The sequence below is a fragment of the Pantoea latae genome (assembly GCF_002077695.1).
Taxonomy (GTDB): domain Bacteria; phylum Pseudomonadota; class Gammaproteobacteria; order Enterobacterales; family Enterobacteriaceae; genus Pantoea; species Pantoea latae.
In genome coordinates this window covers 1-20,166 of sequence record NZ_MWUE01000035.1, presented here as the reverse complement: position 1 = coordinate 20,166, position 20,166 = coordinate 1, and the positions used below count along the sequence as shown (strand labels likewise).

Below are 20,166 nucleotides of genomic sequence, written 5' to 3'. Positions count from 1 at the left end.
TTGTGGCAGTTTTTACGCCTTCGACCTGCATGGAGAAAGAGATGAGCCTGGAGTCGGTACGGCAGTTTTTCGCCGAACACGCACCTGATATCGAGATTATCGAGATGTCGCAAAGCACCGCCACCGTTGAGCTGGCGGCGCGCGTTCACGGCGTCGCGCCGGGACAAATCGCCAAAACCCTGTCGCTGAAAGTGAAAGACGAAGTGGTGCTGATCGTGACGCGCGGCGATGCGCGGCTCGACAACCGCAAGCTAAAAGCGGCGCTGGGCGCAAAGGCGCGCATGCTGAGCGTGGACGAGGTGGTGAACTGGACCGGACATCCGGTCGGCGGCGTCTGCCCGTTCGGGCTGGAGAATCCGCTCAGGATCTACTGTGACGAGTCACTGCGCCACTTCGATGAGGTGCTGCCCGCAGCCGGCGCCATCCATAGCGCCGTGCGTATCTCCCCGCAGCGCATAGCCGAACTGACGCAGGCGCAGTGGGTAGACGTGTGCGAGGCGGTTTAACGCGTCGGCTTCGACACCGCGCCTGAAATCTCAATGCCGCGCGTTTCGCGGCCAAAGGCGACGAACAGCGAAATCAGCAGCGCCACCGTGCCGGCGACGATGGCCATCCCCAGCCCGTAGTTGCCGCCATGCGCCTCGGCGATGCGCGACTGCAGCGTGGCGTTCACCGAGGCGATGAGGTTGCCCAGCTGATAGACGAAGCCGGGCAGCACCGCGCGCGCGTTAGCCGGCACCAGCTCGGTGAGCCAGGTCGGCACCACGCCCCATGCGCCCTGCACCATAAACTGCATCAGAAACGCGCCCAGCCCAATCGCCCAGGAGCCGCTGGAGAAGGCCCAGAGCGGCAGCACCGGCAGCGCCAGCAGCGATGCGAGGATAATCGCCTTTTTACGCCCGATCCGCTCCGACAGCGCGCCAAAGAAGACGCCGCCCAGCATCGCCGCGATGTTGTAGCTGATGGCGATCAAACTGACGGTGTGCGCATCGAACTGGTGCTGCACCTTCAGGAAGGTGGGATAGAGATCCTGGGTGCCGTGGCTGAAGAAGTTAAAGCAGGCCATCAGCAGCACCAGATAGAGGCAGAGCTTCCAGTGCTGGCGAATCGTCGGCAGCAGCGCGCTGCTCTCCTGACGCTCGCGCGCCGCCAGCCACACCGGCGACTCCGGCACCTTAAAGTAGATAAACGGCAGCAGCAGGATCGGCAACGCGCCAATCAGGAACATGCCGCGCCAGCCCACCGCGTCGAAAAACAGCCCAAATACCACCGACGCCAGCAGATAGCCGCAGGGGTAGCCCGCCTGAAAAATGCCGGACATCAGGCCGCGCGAGCGATCGGGAATGGTCTCCATCGCCAGCGACGAGGCGACGCCCCAGATGCCGCCCATCGCCACGCCGTAGATAACGCGAAAGGCGAGAAACGCGCCGAAGGTCGGCGACCAGGCGGAGAGCAGTTCAAACAGCGAGAACAGCACGATATTGAGCATCAGTATCGGCCGACGGCCATACTTCTCCGCCAGGCGGCCAAACAGCAGCGCGCCAATCGGGCGCACCGCCAGCGTCAGCATAATGGCGACCGACACGTCGCTAACGGAGGTATGAAAGTAGCGCGCGAGATCGCTGAGAACAAACACCAGTATAAAAAAGTCGAACGCGTCCAGCGCCCAGCTGGCGAAGCTGGCAAACGCCACATTCCGCTGGGTCGGGGTCCAGTTAAACATAAACGTATCCTGTCTGTGCCATTCGGATAAAGGTCCGAAATAAAGAGGCGTAACCGCCGAAACGGTTACGAAATTGTTAACGTTTTGTTTATAGCATCTTGCTGAAGGCAGACGCGTTCAAATGCTGGCATCCCTGACGTCAGGATGTAACTAAGGGTATCGGCGCGTGTCGCAGGCTTATCAACGCTCGAGCGACGTTAGCGCCTGTTCGATGATCTCCAGCAGCAGGCCGTTGTCGACGTGGTGCAGCACGTGCACCAGCGCACCGCAGTCGGCGGGGATGCCGACGTCGACGCGCAGCGGGGTGCGATAGCGCCAGCTCTTGCCGCGCGTCGGGCCGGGACGCAGTTCGATATCCACCCGGTAGTCGGTGCCGCTCGCCACGCGCTGATTGAGCAGCCAGGCGACCACCAGCACGTCATGGATCCAGCTGCCCGGCAGGTGGCGCGTGCGGATAGAGTAGTCGATCCACGGGCGCAGCGTGTCGCGCACAAAATGGCAGAGCGGATGATCGCGAGCGGTAAGGCGCGACAGATCCTGATGGGTGAGCAGCGTCTGAGTGGTGACATCCATCGGCACCAGCGTTATCGCCGCGCCGCTGTGCAGCACCTGATGCGCCGCCTCGGGATCGAGGCCAAAGTTGGTGTCTTTGATGTAGTCGTCGAGCGCGAACACCCCGCCCATAATCACAATCTCCGCCACCGCTTCCGCCATCGCCGGATAGCGCTGCAGCGCGAGCGCCACATTAGTCAGCGGGCCGATCGCCACCAGCGTGATTTCGCCGGGATGGTCGCACACCAGCCGACCGATGGCGTCAGCCGCATCATCGCCATCCACCGCTATCGGCGCAGGCGCGCGCACGCCCTGCCAGAGGTCGAGCATATCGAGCTGCCGCACGCGCCGATCGAGCGCCGCGCGCCAGGGCGCGTGATCTTCTTTCAGCGCCTGCGTCGCGCCCTGCACCACCGGGAGCGCCGAGCCAAGGCGCACCAGCAGATCTTTCGCCACCTGTGCGCCGACGTCGCTCGGCGTGTTGCCCGCTACCGTGGTGATCAGCTCCACCGACAGCGCCGGCGAGGCGAGCGCCAGCGCAATCGCCAGCCCGTCGTCGGTGTTGGCCCCGGCGATACCGTTACCCGGATCGCAGTCAATAATCACTCTTTTCATATCGTCGTCGCGTTCTGTTTGGCCTGCGGCAGGCAGCCGCAGGATTCGCCAATTTCAAGGTAGTGGGGAAATTCATGCAGCTTCGCCTCGCCGTCCCAGTTTTGCAGCATGGCGATGGCGCAGCGCGCCATATCCTGCAGCGGCTGGCGCACGGTGGTTAAGGTCGGCACGTGAAAGGCGGACTGATCGGTGCCGTTGAAGCAGACCAGCGCCACATCCTGCGGCACGCGAATACCCTGCTCGGCGAAGGCGCGGATGGCGCCGAGCGCCTGCCCTTCGTTGCTGGCGAACAGCGCGCGCGGCGCGCCCGCGCCGGCCAGCATCCGCTGCGCCGCCTCGTAACCGCCCTGCCGTGAATAGCTGGCCGGGAAGATCAGCGCCTCATCGACCGGCACCTTGTGCGCCGTCAGGGCGTCGCGCCAGCCCTGAATACGATCCTGCGCGTTGAGCATCTCCAGCGGGCCGCTGATGATGCCGACCTGGCGATAGCCGTGCTCGAGCAGATGCGCCGTCACCTGAAACGCCGCCTGGCGCTCGTCGACGCGCAGCATGCTGACGCCGGGCTGCGGCTCGACGCGGTCCAGCATCACAAACGGGGTATTGCTGGCCTGAATCACGTCGATATAGGGATGGCGATCGACGCTGTTGTAAAACAGGCCGTCGACCTGACGATTAAGCAGCCCGTGGATCAGCTCCAGCTCGCGCCGTCTGTCGTCGCCCGCGTCGCCGAGCAGCATCACATGACCGTGATTAAGCGACTCCTGCAGCAGGACGTGCGCCATCGAGGCGACAAAGGGATTGCCGATATTGGGGACGATCAGGCCATAGGTTTTGGTGCTGCCCATGGCCAGCGCGCGCGCCACGCCGTTGGGGCGATAGCCGCTCAGCCGGATGGCGTCCAGCACGCGCTGCCGCGTCGCCTCGGCGACCGGGCGCGGACCGTTGTTGATAACGTAGCTCACCACGGCAACCGAGGTGCCGGCCATTTTCGCCACGTCGCTACGCGTCACTTTGCCTGACGGCTGTTTCAAGCTGTTCGCTCCCGATGTAAACAGAGCAGGCCGTGAATCATCACGGCCTGCTCATGCGTGCCTGAAAAGCAACGCCGCACTAGATGGCGTCTTCCGGCAGGTTAAGGTCGCGCCCTCGCGTTTCGGGCGCGACAAAGGTGGTCAGAAAACCGATGGCCGCCATGGCGGAGAAGTAGACCGCAATCGGCCACCAGTGTCCGCTCCAGGAGAGCATCGCCGCCGCCAGCAGCGGCGCGGTGCCGCCCGACAGAATCGAACCCAGCTCTTTCGCCACCGCCATCTTGGTATAACGATGCCTGACGCCGAACATCTCGACGCCCCAGGCGGCCTGCACGCCGTAGATGCCGAGCGAGGCCAGCGCCATGCCGACCACAATCACCGGGATCACAATCATCGGCTCGCGGCTGTCGAGCAGTGAAAAGGCGGGCCAGGCGTAGAACATCAGCAGCAGGCAAAATCCACGATAGGTGATACGGCGGCCAAAACGGTCTGACAGCCAGCCCGCCAGCGGGATCACCGCAAACCCGAGCACCGAGGCGATAAACACCGCCGTGGTCGGCACCGATTTATCCACCATCAGCACCTTCGCCACGTAGCCGACCATAAAACCCTGCGCCAGATAGGAAGGGCCGTTTTCACCGATGCGCAGCCCCACCATCGTCCAGAAGGCACGGGTGCGGGTCCAGAATCCGCGCGTGTCGGTAACGGCCGGCGCGTGGCGCGCTTCAGCGCGCTCCGCCTCCAGCTCCTGCTTTCTGCGTTCGAACACGGGGGTTTCGCGCAGGTGGCGACGGATCCACAGCGCCGCCAGCGCAATCAGCACGCTGCTGAGAAAGGGAATACGCCAGCCCCAGGCGAGCAGGCTCTGCTGATCCATCTGCACCACCGCCAGCCAGACCAGCGCGGCGAGCAGCGTGCCGCTGTTGGAGCCTAAGGCGATTACCGAGGAGACCAGCCCGCGCCGTTCGACCGGCGCATACTCGCCGAGCATCACCGTGCCGCCAGAAAGTTCCGCGCCCGCGCCCAGCCCCTGGGTAAAGCGCAGCAGCACCAGACAGGCGGGCGCCCAGACGCCGATAGTGGCGTAGCTGGGGATAAAGCCGATAAGGGTGGTCGAGGCGCCCATCAGAATAATGGTGATCACCATCACCACCTTTCGGCCTTTGCGGTCGCCGATCCAGCCGAACAGCACCGCGCCGATGGGACGGGCGATAAAGCCGACCGACCAGGTAGCGAAGCTGGAGAGCAGCGCCATCGCGGGCGTGGCCTGCGGAAAGAAAACGTCGCCGAAGATGATGCCAGCGGCCAGGCCGTAGAGCGCGAAGTCCGCGTACTCCATTGCCGTGCCCAGCCAGCAGGATAAGGTGGCGCGCCAGAAATCTTTGCGCCCGGAAGAGGTGGCCAGCCGCTCATCGGCGGCGGAGTGCAGGCGCGTAGAAGCGCCCTTAACGGAGTGGTGTGCCGTCATACTATTTCCCTGTTTTAGCGATCGTAAACGCCCTTCCGTGGGACGATTCCCTGATAGTCATCAGAACTCCCCGGGTGGCGAGGTACCGGTTGGCTAACCCATGCTGCGGTCAGTAAAGGATTCCCTGGTGTCAGGATCTCTATCTTCGCCGCTCTCTGCCGATGTTGATCACCGGTCGCGTCAAGCAGGCGAAGGACTAAACCTTCTGGGCCGTTCTCGCATCATCCACCGCGAGTAATCACTGAGCGCCAGTTTATCTACGCGCGTAGATAAATCAAGTAAATTTAGCCTTATCGATCATAAATCCGACAGCAACAAAAAACGATTTCATAAATACCTATTTAAATACATAGACTTAATCACAAAAAGGCGAGCATAAGGTAATCGGTGTCATTTGACACCTAACACTTTCCCTTAATAATACCCTTCAGCAACCGCTCTGTGCCCTGCGCACAGTGTTATCGCCTGAAATCATGACCAGCAGATGACAACGATGCTTTTAACAGCAGATAACGGCGAATTTTATCCATGCGCCGCTTTGCGTTAAGCTCAGCAGAGAGCGAAACAGGAGAGCGAATGACGATTATCTTGATGCGACACGGCAAGCCCGACCATCACGCGCGCGGCCGACTCAGCGCCCAGGGACTGGCGGAATGGTGCGAGGCGTACGATATGGCGCTGGTGTGTGATATGCCGCCCGACCGGAGCCGCGCTATCGCCCAGCAGGCGTCGGTGATTGTCTGCAGCCCGCTGCCGCGCGCGCACTCCTCGCTGACGCGCCTCGGACTGCAGCCCACTGAGGTCGACGCGCTGTTTAGCGAAGTGTCGGTGCCGCTTATCGCCTCGGAACGCCTCGCGCTGCCGCCGCTGCTCTGGCTGATGCTGCTGCGCCTGATGTGGCTGTGCGGCTACGCCGGCGAAAGCGAGTCGCTGGTGCGGGCGCGTCAGCGCGCCGCGCGCGCCGCCGACCGGCTGATTACGCTATCAGAACGCGGCACCGTGCTGCTGCTCGGCCACGGCCTGATGAACAAAATGATCGCGCGCGAACTGCGCAAGTGCGGCTGGCAGGCGGAAAAACATGCCAGCAGCCGCCACTGGAGTTCAGCAATCTATCACCGCCCTTTTATCTAGCGAGCGCGAAATAGCTCAGCACCTCGCAGCCGGTGCCGACGCGCGGCGTGGCGATCGCTTTGCCCTGCGCCAGATCGATCACGCTCAGCGTGCCGTCGCCCTCGTTGGCGATCAGCAGCTGCCGGTTGTCGGGGCTAAAGCAGCCGTCCATCGGCTGATTGCCCACCGCAATATCCCCCAGCGGATTAAGCAGATCGTCGAACAGGGTGATCACCGGCTCGCCGTCGCCTATCGCCACCAGCCGCTCGCCGTCCGCGCTAAAGCGCACCACCTGACACGACGCTTTATGGCCCGGCAGCGCCAGCCGCTGGCGCACGCGATGGCTCTGACGATCGATCACGTAGAGGTGCGGCGCATCCGCCGCGCTGGCCACCAGATAGGGATGCTTCGGCGACGCTGCGATGCCAGCGATCGGACCAGGCAGCAGAATGGTGTCGATCACGCGCCCTTCCGCCTCGCACAGATCCACCACGGTAATGCTGGCGTCCTCTTCATTGTCGGTAAACAGCTTGCGTCCGCTGGGCGACAGCGTCAGGCGATGCGCATTATGGGACGGAATGGGAATGGTTTTCTCCACGCGATCGCTCGCCGGATCGATCACCGCCACCGCCGCGCTGTTTTCGCAGCAGAGATAGACCTTGCCGTCGCGCCCCAGCTGACCGCTGTGCGGCGCGCGCAGCGGCGAGAGATCGATAAAGCCGCTAATTTCGCGCGTCGCCAGATCGATAATCGCTATTTTATGGCCGGGATGGGGATTGTCGCCGTGAATGCCGTCGCCGTAGATGGGCACATAAGCCTTGCCCCAGGCCGGCAGCATCAGCAACTCGTGCGGGCGCGGCGGCAGCGCATTAAGCTCGCGCTCGACGGCGAAGGTCTCGGGATTGAGAAACAGCACGCGGTTGCCCTGCTTATCGACCGCCAGCAGCCCGTGGGTTGGTTGTGACATGGCGCCTCCTTTTCTCAGTAAGCCTCTCTTAAGCGTAGACAACCGCCGTCAGGCCACCACGCCGCCGCAACACATCAGTGCGGCTAAACAGCGCAAATAAAGGCAATGCGCGCAGAGATAATTTGCCAGCCGGCGGCGCAGCGGAGGCGAATATAAAAGAGTTCGGACTTTCCTTAGCGGCTTTATTTATTTTCACCCTTATCAACGCGCGGTAAATATAAGGCGAGCGGCAGCGCGATAACTGACAAAGCGGCCTGCCGCTTTCCGGATTATCTGAAATTCAGCAAAAGTCGTAGCGCGCCTATAAATAATGCTTTATTAAATCGGTGAAGAGAATTTATACAGAGTCGTGAGGAAACCATCGCGCTTTCTGCGCTGCGCCTCACCAGGGACACACTCCGCGGCAATAATCACAATAACAGGTGCATCATGAATCAACACCGTCAACACCCTGCCCATACCCTCTGGCGCAACTGGAAACGCGTCTCCTTCAGCAGCCAAATGCTGTGGCAGAAGAAAAAGCACAGCGCGCTGACCGCGCCGGAATATGACGCCAGCCAGGAGGAGAACCTGGTGATCCTGTCCACCGAGAAGGCGCCTGCCGCGATCCCGAAAACCATCTGGATGGTCTGGCTTGACGATCCGCTGCCGCCCTCTCTGCGCCTCAATATCAACCAGCTGCGTCAGGACAACCCCGATCATTCGCTGCATCTGGTGACGCAGAGCACGCTGGCGCAGTGGCTGCCGGATCTGCAGTTTATTTCTGCCGACCTGACCTCGGCGCAGAAAAGCGACATTATTCGGCTGGAGCTGCTGCACCGCTTCGGCGGCATCGGTATCGACTGCGGCACGCTGTTATTCGAGAAGCTCGACTGGGTGCATCAGGTTCAGCAGGATAAGCCGATGGACGTTATTGGCTACTACCGCGAGAGCAGCACGCTTAATTTCCTCTCGCCGGTTATCGAAAGCTGGTTTATCGCCGCCGCGCCGGGCAACGCCTTTATTCGTGAGTGGCTGAAACAGCTGGCGCCAATTAAAAATCTCGGCGCGCAGAACTATATTCACGAGCTGAAGAAGCGCGACGACTATCCGCTTATCGTGCAGAAAATTCATCACCCGGCGCAGGCGCTGCTGTCGCTGGCGCAGCAGGTGGCGGTCAAAGAGTATCGCCGCGTCAATCTCCATTTGCGCAAGGCGGAAGCCAACGCCTGGTTTTATCAGCAGCTGCACGCGGGCAACAGCGACGCGTTCGCCCGCTCCGTGCTGTTTCATCAGCGGCCGCAAACCCCGCCGCCGGTGATCCGGCTCGGCGGCGACGAACGGCTGCACCTCGACTTTAACCTGCGCATCGGCCTCTATAACCGCGCCAGCCTGCTGGGCGAAATGATGCAAGCGCCGTCGCGTCCGGCGCTGGCGCTGCCCTCAGGCGCCGACAAAGCGCGCGCGTAGCCAGTGCGTCAGGGTCGTCACCGCGCGCGGCACCTGCGCCGCGTAGGGCCGGACGATCCACAGCCTGTCCGCGAACGCGTCAACGGCGCGCCACTCCGGCAGCACCTGGCGCAGCGCGCCGCAGGCGAGCGCGTCGCGCGCGCTGAAGTCCGGCAGCATGGCGATGCCCAGTCCCTGTAGCGCCGCGTCGCGTATCGATTCGCTGTTGTTGGTGGCGAAGCTGCCCTGAATCCGCACCTCTACCCGCTCGCCCTGCGCCGCCTCGGCGAAGCGCCAGCGCGGAGTTTCCACGCCGCGCGGATAGTAAAGGCAGTTGTGCTGCGCCAGATCGGCAGGCGACTGCGGCGCGCCGTGCCTCGCAAGATAGTCCGGCGAGGCGACCAGCAGCGTGCGCGTGTCGCACAGCGGCAGCGCGACGTGGGTTTCCGGCAGCGCGCTGCTGTGGCGGATCGCCAGGTCGAACCCTTCGCTGCCGAGCGAGACGATGCGATCCGTCACCTCCAGCTGCAGCCGAATCTGCGGATATGCGCGCAGAAAATCCCCGACGATGGGCACCAGCTGCTGGCGCGCGAACGCCACCGGCGCGGTCACCCTGACCAGGCCGCGCACTGGCCCGGCGGTGTCGCGCACGCCGAAAAAGCTCTGCTCGATGCGCGCAAAGGGATCGCGCAGCTCCTCCACCAGCTTCTCACCCGCCGACGTCAGCCGCACGCTGCGCGTGGTGCGCTGCACCAGCGCCACGCCCGCCGCGCTCTCCAGCTCTTTGATCTTCTGGCTCATCGCCGCCTTGCTGACCTCAAGCCGCTCCGCCGCGCGGGTAAAACTGCCCTGCTCCGCCAGCACCAGCAGCCAGTGCAGATGGTTCCAGAGCGCATCCGTTTTCACTGCTTTCATGGTTTATTGTTCGCTATATTGAATAATCATTTCAGCAGGCGCGCTTTTTCTTTCTCCGCCGACGCGCCAGGATAGAGGCATCAGCATACGTAAATTACCCCTTCCAGAGGAGAAAGAATCATGCCGCTACTGCAATTTGATGTCATTCAGGGCCGTTCAGAGTCTGAACTGCGCACGCTGCTGGATGCCGCGCACCGTGCGGTGCTTACCGCCTTTCAGGTGCCGCCGCGCGACCGCTATCAGATTGTTCACGAAAACAAGGCGTATCAAATGGTGTTTCAGGACACCGGCCTCGGCTTCACCCGCAGCGATAATCTGGTGATGGTGCGCGTCTACACCAGCCCGCGCAGCGCCGAGCAGAAGCAGCGCTTTATGGCGGAGCTGGCGCGCGAGCTGCGCGAAAGCAGCGGCGTGCAGGGCCAGGATCTGATGATCAGCTTTATCACCAACGACAAAGGGGACTGGAGCTTTGCCGACGGCGAAGCGCAATACCTTACCGGCCGGCTTTGATTTCGCGCGCTTTTTCCCGCTTTGCCACGACGGCCAGCCGGCTGTCGTGCCTCTTTTTTTCCTGAAAGATTACCCACTGCACAATTCGGGCTGCATATGTTGCAGCGCTATGACAGCCATTATAGATTGACGCCAATCACCCTTACTCCATGCGGGCTGCGCAGGATGCGCTCACTCACTTCAAGAGAGGATTTGACGTTGTCCGAATTTGTCTCGGTGGCGCTGTTTCTGGCCGCCATTGCCGTTTACTCGTGGAAAGCCGGACGCAATAAGCTCTGGTTCGCTTTCGTGCTGCTGCTGCTGGTGCTGTTTGTGCTGCTTAACGCCACGCTCTACGCCAGCAACTACTTCACCGGCGACGGCATCAACGACGCGGTGCTCTACACCCTGACCAACAGCCTGACCGGCGCGGGCGTCAGCAAATATGTGGTGCCCGGCCTCGGGCTGCTGCTGCTGCTCTTTTTGCTGATCTGCCTGCTCAGCTGGCTGCTGCGCCGCCACGATCGGCCGCACCATCTCGGCTGGAGCCTGCTGGCGGTGGCCTGCGCCGCCGGATCGGTGCAGACCACGCCGGCGTTTCGTCAGGTTGCCAGCCTGGTGGCGTCGCACACCCGGCTGGCCGATTCCGACTTCGACAACTACTACAGAGTGCCGCAAAAGGTCATTAACAATCCTCATCTCAACCTGGTCTATATCTATGGCGAAAGCCTTGAGCGCACCTATTTTGACGACCAGGTTTTCCCCGGCCTGACGCCGGAGCTGGGCCGGGAAAAGGCGCAGAGCCTGGATTTCAGTGACACCCTGCAGCTGCCCGGCACCGACTACACCATCGCGGGCATGGTGGCGTCGCAGTGCGGCATTCCGCTGTTCGCCCCTTTCGACGGCAACGCCTCCGCCTCGCTCTCCAGCTTCTATCCGCAGAACGTCTGCCTCGGCGATATTCTGAAAAATTCCGGCTATGAGAACTGGTTTATTCAGGGCGCGGATCTGCGCTTCGCCGGCAAAGACGTTTTCCTCAAATCGCACGGCTTCGCCTCTGCCAATATGGTGGGATCGCAGGAGCTAAAAGATCGCGTCGCCGACCCCGCCTACCGCAACAACTGGGGCTACTACGACGATACGGTGATGGACGCGGTATTTGAGCAGTACGAGGCGCTGTCGCGCCAGCAGAAGCGCTTCGCGCTGTTTACCCTGACGGTGGACACGCACCATCCCGACGGTTTTATCTCGCGCAGCTGCCAGCGCAAAAGCTACAGCTACGACGGCAAACCCAACCAGTCGTTCAGCGCGGTCACCTGTTCGCAGGAGCATGTGGCGCGGCTGATCGCCCGCATTAAAGCCTCGCCCTGGTTTAAAAACACCGTGATTGTGGTGACCTCGGATCATCTGGCGATGAACAACACCGCCCATCCCTATTTGATCAAGCAGCCGCGTCGCGATCTTTTTATGGTGATCCGCGGCGATCGGCCGCAGGCGGAGGTGATCGACCAGCCGCGCAGCACGCTGGACAACGGCGCGACGGTGCTCGATATTCTCGGCGGCGATAAAGCGATCGGCCTCGGGCGCAGCAGCCTGGCTGGCCCGACGCTGGCGGGACAGTTTAGCGATTTTCAGAGCCATATCAGCCGCTGGAAGGCGGATATCATTCAGCTGTGGAACTTCCCGAAAAAGCTCGACGATTTCGTGATCGATACGGCGAAAAACAGCTTTAGCTTCTCGGGCGCCACCTTCCGGCTGCCGATCCTGTTCCGCGTCGCCGACAGCCATGTCGAGCCGCTGCCGGAAGGGGAATACGCCGCGCCGCTGCGCTACCAGCTGGCGGACTTCACCGCCAGCGAAAAGTTCGTCTGGGTCGATCGCTGCTTCCGTATGGCGCGGCTGTGGCAGCCTGAGCTGGCGCTCTCTACCGACTTCTGCGTGGCGATGGGGCAGCTGGGCGGCCAGCCGAGCGTGACGCGCGTCGATAAGGCGCAGTGGAAGGGCCAGGCGCGCTTCCCACAGGCGAAGCAGAGCGCGGCGGCCTACCAGCGCAATGAGACGCTGCTGCGCGTCGAGGATAACGACATCCGCTACGACGCCGACCGCTTTATATTTGCGGTGCCGGGCGCGCCGAGCAGCGTGAAGCGCTTTAGCGGCATCTCGCGCTGGGAGAACTGGGGCCGCTGGTCCAACGCCAACCTGGCGCCAGAAGTCAGCATTGAGTATACCGATCCGCTGCCGGCGCGCTTTGACGTGGTGATCACCGCGCGCGCCTTTGGGCCTAACGCGCACCGCCCGATTCCGGTGCGCGTCGGCGATCAGCAGCAGGCGCTGACGCTGGGTGAGGAACTCTCTACCACCACCCTGCACTTCACCAACACCACGGGCGAGCATACCCTGACCATCGCGCCGCCGGAGCCGCAGCAAAGCAATCTGGGCAATATTACCGGCCAGGATCCGCGTCGGCTCGGCATCGGCATGGTGGATATCAAAATCGTGCCGCAGAGCTAGCCCTGCCGCAGCGCCTCCAGCGTCTGCCGCTGCTGGCCGTCGGCGGTGAAGTTTTCCGCCGCCAGCCAGCGCGTGAAGCCCTGCTTCACGCGCGGCCACTCGCTGTCGATGATCGAGAACCAGTGCGTATCGCGCGTGCGGCCGCGGTAGACGATCGCCTGCCGGAATTCGCCCTCATACTGAAAGCCGAGCCGGGCGGCGGCTCGGCGCGAGGGCGCGTTCAGGCTGTCGCACTTCCACTCGTAGCGGCGATAGCCAAGCTGTTCAAATGCGTAGCGCATCAGCAGAAAATGCGCCTCGGTCGCCTGCCGCGTGCGCTTCAGCAGTGGTGAAAAGGCGACGTGCCCCACTTCGATCACGCCGTGCTCGGGCGCGATGCGCATCAGCGCCAGCGTGCCTGCGGCGCGTCCACTCTCAACGTCGATCACCGCGAAATGCAGCGGATCCTGGCTGCTTTCCATTTTCTGCGCATAGCTGAGCCACTCCGCTTCATCGGCAAAGGGACCGGCGAACAGATAGGTCCAGTCGCGGCCATCCGGCGCCAGCGCATAGGCGGCGCGCAGGTCGTCGCCGTGCTGCGCCACGCTCAGCGGCTCCAGCCGACAGTAGCGGCCCGCCAGGGTTTCGCGCTGCGGCAGCGGACGCGGCTGCCAGTCGGTTAACGGCTGGCCGACCGGCTGGCCAAATTCATTGGTGGTGTGCGACATACTCTCTCTCCTTGTGGTGGTCAGCCCAAGCGTGCCGCTTTTCTGGTAGGCTAAAAAGCTCCACAACCTGTGAAAATGATGGATCCACCTGTGCCTGATAAAGGTTCGACCTCTACGCTGCTTGCCGCGCCGCTCGTCCTGAACGGCGGCGACACCCTGCAGCAGCAGCTCTGCCAGCGCATCAAGCGCGCCATTCTGGCGGGTCAGCTGCCGGCGGGCACGCGCCTGCCCGCGACGCGCCAGCTGGCGCAGGATCTGCAGGTGTCGCGCAACACGGTGATCAACGCCTGGACGCAGCTGCAGGCAGAGGGCTATCTGATCAGCGATCGTCAGGGCAGCCGCGTCAGCCCGATTGCGCTGCCCGCCTCGGCCGCCGCTGACGTCAGCAGCGAAGCGCCGGTGGCGGACCGCGTGGCGCTGCTACACTCCAGCCATCGCTACAGCCGCGAAGAGATGCCGCTGCGCGCGGGCGTGCCAGCGCTGACGCACTTTCCCTTCGCCGCCTGGCGACGCGCCCTTAACCGGGTGCTGAACGACACGCCGCAGCGCCTGCTGGGCTACGGCGATCCGCTGGGCGAGATGGCGCTGCGCGCGGCGCTGGCGCAGCATCTCAGCCTGACGCGCGGCGTGCGCTGCCAGCCGCAGCAAATTGTCATCACCGAGGGCGCGCAGCAGGCGCTGTCGCTCTGCGTCACCCTGCTCAGCAACCCCGGCGACGTCGGCTGGGTAGAGGATCCCGGCTATCGTGGCGCGAAGGCCGCCATGCTGGCCGGTAATCTGCGCGTGCAGCCGGTAGCGGTGGATGCGCAGGGGTTAGCGCCCGACGCCCGGCTATGGCAGCACGCCGCGCCGCGACTGATCTACTGCTCGCCGACCCATCAGTACCCGACCGGCGCGGTGATGAGCGCGGCGCGCCGGCTGGCGCTGCTCGCCAAGGCGCAGGCGCATCAGGCGTGGATCATCGAGGATGACTACGACGGCGACTTCCGCTACGTCGGCGAGCCGATCGGCGCGATGCAGGGCATGACGCCCGGCGCGCCGGTGATCTATATCGGCTCCTTCAGCAAAACGCTGTTTCCGGCGCTGCGGCTCGGCTTTATGGTGCTGCCCGCGACGCTGGCGGCCTCTCTGCGCCCGGCGCTGCACGAGCTGCTGCGCGGCGGCAACCGGCTGGAGCAGCAGGCGCTGGCCGCCTTTATCGCCAGCGGCGACTTTACGCGGCATCTCAGCAAGATGCGTCGGCTCTACCGCCAGCGGCAGCAGACGCTGCGCCAGGCGCTGCAGGAAACGCTGGGCGCGCAGGTTGCGCTGCTGGGCGGCGAGTGCGGCATGCATCTGGTGCTGCGGCTGGCAGACGAGATCGACGACGCGGCGCTGGCGGCGCGCCTGTGGCAGGCGGGCTACGCGCCCGCCGCGCTCTCCGGCTACTGCGCGGGCGACGCGCCGCTGCGCGGGCTGGTGCTGGGCTACGGCAACACCAGCAACGCGCAGCTGCAGGCGGGCGCGCGACAGATTGGTCGGCTGCTGGCGGGCCGCTACTGAGCCGGTGCGGCGACAGAATGCCGCATCACCAGTTCGGCGCTAAAGAGGGGCAGCGGGCCGGCGGCCTCGCCGCGAATGTCGGCAATCAGGCGGCGCGCCGCCTCGCGGCCCATCTCATAGACCGGCTGCGCCACCACCGTCAGCGGCGGCGCGACGATTTCGCTCCAGGGAAAGTTGTCGTACATGATGAACGAAACATCCTGCGGGATGCGCAGCCCGCGCTGCGCCACGGCGCGCAGCAGCGACATGGCGACCAGGCTGTCGGAGGCGATCAGCGCGGTGGGCGGCGCGGCGCGCTGCCACAGCGCCTCGACAATGCGCGCGATCTGCGCGTCGTCGCTGGCGTTGGCCTGGATCAGCGAGGTGTCGTACGCTCGACCGGCCGCTGCAAACGCGTCCATCATGCCGCCAACGCGCTGCGCCACCGGCGTCAGGCCAAAGTCCGAGGCGTCGCGGTAGGCGCCCGCCAGCTCCATGCTGGTGATATAGGCGATGCGCTCGTGCCCAGCCGCCAGCAGTTGCTGCGTCGCCTCGCGCGCCACGGCGGTGAAATCGCAGCAGATCGCCTCGACATCGAGGCCGATAACCGCGCGATCGAACAGCCTGAGCGCACGTCCCTCTTCCAGCACCTGCAGCAGATGACCATTTTTTTCGCGCGCCGAGTGGCTGGGCGCGACGATAATGCCGTCGACTCGCTTCTCCAGCATCACGCGCACCGCATCCTGTTCAGCCTGCAACTTCTCGTCGCTGTTGCCCAGCAGCAGATGAAAGCCCGCCTGACGCGCCACGTCGGCCATGCCGCGCAGCGCCAGCCCGAAGTGCGGGTTCTCGATATCGCCGACGATTACGCCGATGGTGTTGGAGCGCCCGGTGTTCATGGTGCGCGCCACCTCGTTGGGCCGGTAGCCGAGCGCCGCCGCCGCCTGGTTGACTCGCGTCTGGACCTCTTCACTGACGGCGCCGTAGCCGCCGAGCGCCCTCGCCGCCTGCGCTTTCGATACGCTGGCCGCCCGGGCGACGTCGGCGACGGTAGGCGCTTTAATGCGTGCTTTCTGGTTGGTCATAATTAATTCGAATCACAGGTTGATGACAGAGAGATTGACGTCGAAAAAAGGCTGTGCTTAAACTCATTGTATCGCCTTGAGACCGGTCTCACAACAACTGTTCTCTTGTCGCTACCTGCGTTGAGACCGGTCTCACAATACTATTATTACCGGCTCAACCGTCTCTGATGTTTAACCTGCAAAAACGGATGAGCTATGAAATCGCCAATTCACCTGAGCGCCCTGTGCGGCGCCGCAATCGCACTCTGTTCACTGTCGTTCAGCACGCTGGCGGCCAGCAGCGACAATCCCTACGGCCTGCTGGAGCCGGGCCATCTGCGCATCGCCAGCGTGGGCGACTCCAAACCCTATACCTTCACCGACGCCAGCGGCCAGTTCACCGGCTTTGACGTGGAGTTCTTTAAAAACGTGGCGCACCGCATGGGCATCGATCAGGTGGATTTCGTCGGACAGGATTTCTCCGCCATCCTGCCCGCCGTCGCCAACGGCCAGTTTGACGCCGCCGTCGCCGCCATCGGCATTACCCCGGCGCGCGAGAAGACGGTGGATTTCTCCACCGGCTATCTGGCGGGCTACCTGACGGTGCTGACGCGCAGCGACAGCGGCGTGAAGAACGTCGAGACGCTGGCGAAGCATCGCCTCGGGGTGATTCAGGGCACGCTGCAGGAGAGCTATGCGGTGCAGCACTTTACCCAGACCGACGTGGTGCGCTTTCCCGACAATAACGCCGCCGTCTCAGCACTGAACAACGGCACGCTGGACGCGGTGTTCCTCGACTACGAGGCCGCCAAAAGCTACGCGGCGCGCTTCAAGCTGATCTCCGCCGCCGATATTCCGTCGTTCGACGCCCCGGCGGGCGTCGCCATCGCCAAAAACAAACCGGCGTTCAAGGCCGCGCTCGACAGCGCCATCAAGGCTGCCATGCAGGACGGCACCTGGAAACAGCTCTATCAGAAGTGGTTTCCCGGCTCGCCGATGCCAGAGCAGTATCTGCCTGGCGGCAAATGATGCGTGAGCGCTGAGCGTTCAGCTTTCTACCGGTGACGGCGCGCCCGTCACGCGTACCTGTGGAGTACGGCGATGGATCTTCTGACAATGCTTTCCCGCACCTTCTTTGACTTCGCCTCAATGAAGGAAGTCCTGCCGCAGCTGCTGGCGACCGGTCTGGTTAATACCCTGATCATCTCGCTCGCCGCCACGCTGCTCGGCACGCTGCTGGGCCTGCTGCTGGCGCTGATGGGCATCTCCCCGTCGCGCTGGCTGCGGCTGCCCGCGCGGCTCTATACCGACCTGTTTCGCGGCCTGCCGTCGATTCTGACCATTCTGCTGATTGGCCAGGGCCTGGCGCGCTTCAGCTACCAGCTGTTCGGCCCGACGCCCTATCCGCTCGGCATCTTCGCCCTCAGCCTGATCGCCAGCGCCTATATGGGCGAGATTTTCCGCGCCGGCATTCAGAGCGTAGAGCGCGGGCAGATGGAGGCGTGCCGCGCGCTGGGCATGAGCTACGGCCGCGCCATGCGCCAGGTGGTGATCCCGCAGGGCATCCGCCGCGTGCTGCCCGCTATCGTTAACCAGTTTATCGCCATCATCAAAGACTCCTCGCTGGTCTATCTGCTCGGCCTGATGACCGGCCAGCGCGAGCTGTTTCGCGTCGGTCAGGACGCGGCGGTGCTCACCGGCAACCTGTCGCCGCTGATGCTGGCCGGGCTGTTCTACCTGATCATCACCGTGCCGCTGACCCACGCGGTAAACGTTATCGACGTGCGCTATCGCACCGGTCGTCGGCGGCTTACCGCGCCGCAGAGCGGCCTGAAAGAGGTCGAAGAAGTGCTAAAGCGCCCCGAAGGCGCGCTGGCCGCACAACCCTTAACCGGCAATCGGGGGCAATCATGAGCGTTGCAATGAAACTGAGCGAGCCGCCCGCTGCGGCGAGCTGGAAAGGGTCGAGCCTGGAGCTGCGCGATCTGTCGCTGGCCTATGGGCCGATTGACGTGCTGCGCGGCGTGTCGCTGCGCATTGCGCCCGGCACCACCACCTGCATTATCGGGCCGTCCGGCTCCGGCAAGTCGACGCTGCTGCGCGGCATCAACCGCCTGCATGAGCCGAAATCGGGCGATGTGCTGCTGGCGGGACGCTCGGTATTGAAAGACAAACCCGACGCCCTGCGGCTGCGCATCGGCATGGTGTTTCAGCACTTCAACCTGTTTCCCGACCACAGCGCGCTGGAGAACGTGGCGCTGGCGCCCTGGAAGGTGAAAGGCCTGCCAAAGGCGCAGGCGATGGCGATTGCGCGCCAGCGGCTCGACGAGGTGGGACTCGGCCAGCGCGCCGATCACCGCCCGCGCGATCTCTCCGGCGGCCAGCAGCAGCGCGTGGCGATTGCCCGCGCGCTGGCGATGGATCCCGAGGTGATGCTGTTTGACGAGGCGACGTCAGCGCTCGATCCCGAGCTGGTGAAAGGGGTACTGACGCTGATGGCCGATCTCTGTCGGCGCGGCATGACTATGGTGGTGGTGACCCATGAGATGGGCTTCGCGCGCAAGGTCGCCGATCAGGTGGTGTTTATGGACGAAGGCGAGATTGTCGAAGCGGGTCCGCCCGCCCAGCTGTTCGACGCGCCGCAGTCGCCGCGCCTGCAACGTTTTCTGTCGGAAGTGCTGTAAGCCCTTCTCTTTTAAGAACTGAACAAGGAATTGAATCATGGCATTTGAACCTATCCGTCGCGTTGTGGTGCTCGGCGGCGGCGCGCTCGGCGTCTCCAGCGCGCTACAGCTGGCAAAACGCGGCGCGGCGGTGACGCTGGTGACCGAGGCGGAACTTTGCTCCGGCGCCTCCGGCCGCTCGCTCTCCTGGCTTAACTCGGCGGGCGAGCGCGCGCTGCCCTATCACGCGCTGCGCATGGCGGGCATCGATCGCTACCGCACGCTGTTCGCCGCCGATCCGACGCGCGACTGGCTGCGCTTCGACGGCGGCCTGTTCTGGGCGGCGGATGACCTGAGCGGCACGCGCGCGCGTCATGCTTATGAGAAGGCGCACGGCTACGACTCGCAGCTGGTGACGCGCAGCAGCCTGGCGCAGGCCGATGCGCAGGTTGAAGATGCGGCGCTGGCGCAGGAGGCGATCTTCAACCCCGGCGAGGGCTGGGTCAGTTTGCCGCACCTGGTGGCGCATCTGGCGCAGCAGCTGCGCGCGCTGGGCGGCGAGATTGTCGAACATGCAGGCAAATGCGCGGTGCTGCGCGACGGAGAACGCGTCAGCGGCGTCAGGTTGGCGAGCGGCGATAGCCTGCGCGCCGACGCGGTGCTGGTCGCCTGCGGCCCGGCCACGCCCGACGTGGTCGCGCCGCTCGGCGTCAACATCCCCAACGGCTCGCCGGTGTCGATGCTGGTGATCACCGAACCGGGCGCGCAGGGGCTGAAGGCGGTGCTGAACACGCCGCGCGCGGCCGTGCGTCCTAATCCGGGCAACACCTTTGCACTCGACCACGACTGGTATGAAGAGGATATTCAGCGGCAGGCCGACGGCAGCTACAGCATCGATGAAGGCGTGGTGGCGCAGCTTGCCGCCGAAGCGAGCCGGCTGATCAAAGGCGAGCCGCTGCGCGCCGCCAGCTGGAAGCTGGGGTTAAAACCGATCCCCGGCGACGGCGAGCCGGTGCTGGGTGAGCTGGAGAGCGTGCCGGGCTGCTTTGTCGCCTTTACCCACTCCGGCGCCACGCTGGCGCTGATTGTGGGTGAGCTGCTGGCGGAGGAGATGGTAACGGGCGAGCAGCAGCCGATGCTGGCAAGCTTTCGGCCGGGACGTTTTGCATAAAAAAAGCCGGTCGCGTGACCGGCTGCTTGTCAGTCAGGGCCGCTATTTTCTCTAAATGGCGGCCTTTTCATTTATGCATGAGCATGCTGGTGCGGGCCACCGCACCTGCTTTGCTGCCGGGCCGTCCTCGCGCCGCTGCGCGGTGCCTTCGGCTGCAACGTCGTGCCAGCCGGACCGTTCGGGTACGGCCATCCAGGCCTACCCGAACTGCCTGTCGCATCCCTGCGACCG

General features: G+C 63.8%; 18 protein-coding genes. 10 read left to right on the top strand and 8 right to left on the bottom strand.

The window, feature by feature from the left end; genetic code table 11:
* The first annotated feature begins 41 nt into the window (after positions 1 to 41).
* Complete coding sequence (locus tag B2J69_RS21705; protein ID WP_081142300.1) at positions 42 to 506, top strand: YbaK/EbsC family protein; 465 nt, start codon at positions 42 to 44, stop codon at positions 504 to 506.
* On the opposite strand, the gene B2J69_RS21700 is transcribed toward B2J69_RS21705, so the two are convergent.
* From B2J69_RS21700 to B2J69_RS21685, 4 genes are all read right to left on the bottom strand, one after another.
* On the bottom strand, positions 503 to 1,723 hold the full coding sequence (locus B2J69_RS21700; RefSeq protein ID WP_081142298.1) for an MFS transporter: 1,221 nt from the start codon (positions 1,721 to 1,723) through the stop codon (positions 503 to 505). The two genes, B2J69_RS21705 and B2J69_RS21700, sit on opposite strands and share 4 nt — an antisense overlap.
* Positions 1,724 to 1,903: 180 nt before the next feature.
* Complete coding sequence (locus B2J69_RS21695; RefSeq protein ID WP_081142296.1) at positions 1,904 to 2,890, bottom strand: nucleoside hydrolase; 987 nt, start codon at positions 2,888 to 2,890, stop codon at positions 1,904 to 1,906.
* Complete coding sequence (locus B2J69_RS21690; protein WP_081142329.1) at positions 2,887 to 3,876, bottom strand: LacI family DNA-binding transcriptional regulator; 990 nt, start codon at positions 3,874 to 3,876, stop codon at positions 2,887 to 2,889. Before B2J69_RS21690 ends, B2J69_RS21695 begins: the two co-directional genes overlap by 4 nt.
* Before the next feature lie 124 nt (positions 3,877 to 4,000).
* On the bottom strand, positions 4,001 to 5,389 hold the full coding sequence (locus B2J69_RS21685; RefSeq protein ID WP_081142294.1) for an MFS transporter: 1,389 nt from the start codon (positions 5,387 to 5,389) through the stop codon (positions 4,001 to 4,003).
* A 576-nt stretch (positions 5,390 to 5,965) separates the two neighbouring features.
* On the opposite strand from B2J69_RS21685, the gene B2J69_RS21680 reads away from it, so the two are divergent.
* On the top strand, positions 5,966 to 6,520 hold the full coding sequence (locus B2J69_RS21680; RefSeq protein WP_081142292.1) for a histidine phosphatase family protein: 555 nt from the start codon (positions 5,966 to 5,968) through the stop codon (positions 6,518 to 6,520).
* On the opposite strand, the gene B2J69_RS21675 is transcribed toward B2J69_RS21680, so the two are convergent.
* Complete coding sequence (locus tag B2J69_RS21675; RefSeq protein ID WP_081142290.1) at positions 6,513 to 7,466, bottom strand: beta-propeller fold lactonase family protein; 954 nt, start codon at positions 7,464 to 7,466, stop codon at positions 6,513 to 6,515. The two genes, B2J69_RS21680 and B2J69_RS21675, sit on opposite strands and share 8 nt — an antisense overlap.
* Positions 7,467 to 7,895: 429 nt before the next feature.
* Here B2J69_RS21675 and B2J69_RS21670 point away from each other — a divergent pair, with 429 nt between their 5' ends.
* Complete coding sequence (locus B2J69_RS21670) at positions 7,896 to 8,915, top strand: glycosyltransferase family 32 protein (protein ID WP_081142288.1); 1,020 nt, start codon at positions 7,896 to 7,898, stop codon at positions 8,913 to 8,915.
* Here the strand turns inward: B2J69_RS21670 and B2J69_RS21665 are convergent.
* Entirely contained in the window at positions 8,889 to 9,809 is a 921-nt protein-coding gene (locus tag B2J69_RS21665; RefSeq protein ID WP_081142286.1) for a LysR family transcriptional regulator, read from the bottom strand. The genes B2J69_RS21670 and B2J69_RS21665 overlap by 27 nt on opposite strands.
* 120 nt (positions 9,810 to 9,929) lie before the next feature.
* Between B2J69_RS21665 and B2J69_RS21660 the strand changes: the two genes are divergently transcribed.
* Positions 9,930 to 10,319, top strand: coding sequence for a tautomerase family protein (locus B2J69_RS21660; protein ID WP_081142284.1), 390 nt, complete (start codon positions 9,930 to 9,932; stop codon positions 10,317 to 10,319).
* A gap of 198 nt (positions 10,320 to 10,517) precedes the next feature.
* Positions 10,518 to 12,809, top strand: a complete 2,292-nt coding sequence (opgB, locus tag B2J69_RS21655; RefSeq protein WP_081142282.1) for a phosphatidylglycerol--membrane-oligosaccharide glycerophosphotransferase — start codon at positions 10,518 to 10,520, stop codon at positions 12,807 to 12,809.
* On the opposite strand, the gene B2J69_RS21650 is transcribed toward opgB, so the two are convergent.
* Positions 12,806 to 13,516: a GNAT family N-acetyltransferase gene (locus B2J69_RS21650; protein WP_081142280.1), complete on the bottom strand. Its 711-nt coding sequence runs from the start codon at positions 13,514 to 13,516 to the stop codon at positions 12,806 to 12,808. The two genes, opgB and B2J69_RS21650, sit on opposite strands and share 4 nt — an antisense overlap.
* A 78-nt stretch (positions 13,517 to 13,594) precedes the next feature.
* Here B2J69_RS21650 and pdxR point away from each other — a divergent pair, with 78 nt between their 5' ends.
* Positions 13,595 to 15,058: a MocR-like pyridoxine biosynthesis transcription factor PdxR gene (gene pdxR / locus B2J69_RS21645; protein ID WP_081142327.1), complete on the top strand. Its 1,464-nt coding sequence runs from the start codon at positions 13,595 to 13,597 to the stop codon at positions 15,056 to 15,058.
* Here pdxR and B2J69_RS21640 read toward each other — a convergent pair.
* A complete protein-coding gene (locus B2J69_RS21640) occupies positions 15,052 to 16,122 on the bottom strand; it encodes a LacI family DNA-binding transcriptional regulator (RefSeq protein WP_081142278.1) in 1,071 nt (356 codons plus the stop codon). The genes pdxR and B2J69_RS21640 overlap by 7 nt on opposite strands.
* Before the next feature lie 195 nt (positions 16,123 to 16,317).
* On the opposite strand from B2J69_RS21640, the gene B2J69_RS21635 reads away from it, so the two are divergent.
* The 4 genes from B2J69_RS21635 to B2J69_RS21620 all read left to right on the top strand — a co-directional run bounded on the left by B2J69_RS21635 (position 16,318) and on the right by B2J69_RS21620 (position 19,935).
* Positions 16,318 to 17,130 (top strand): ABC transporter substrate-binding protein, encoded by an 813-nt coding sequence (locus B2J69_RS21635; protein WP_081142276.1) that lies wholly within the window; start codon positions 16,318 to 16,320, stop codon positions 17,128 to 17,130.
* Between the two features lie 72 nt (positions 17,131 to 17,202).
* A complete protein-coding gene (locus tag B2J69_RS21630) occupies positions 17,203 to 18,015 on the top strand; it encodes an amino acid ABC transporter permease (protein ID WP_081142274.1) in 813 nt (270 codons plus the stop codon).
* The gene (locus B2J69_RS21625; RefSeq protein ID WP_081142272.1) at positions 18,012 to 18,785 is read left to right on the top strand and encodes an amino acid ABC transporter ATP-binding protein; all 774 of its coding nucleotides are present in this window, start codon (positions 18,012 to 18,014) and stop codon (positions 18,783 to 18,785) included. The genes B2J69_RS21630 and B2J69_RS21625 overlap by 4 nt, the downstream gene beginning before the upstream one ends.
* 37 nt (positions 18,786 to 18,822) lie before the next feature.
* Complete coding sequence (locus B2J69_RS21620) at positions 18,823 to 19,935, top strand: NAD(P)/FAD-dependent oxidoreductase (RefSeq protein ID WP_081142270.1); 1,113 nt, start codon at positions 18,823 to 18,825, stop codon at positions 19,933 to 19,935.
* The last annotated feature ends 231 nt before the right edge of the window (positions 19,936 to 20,166 follow it).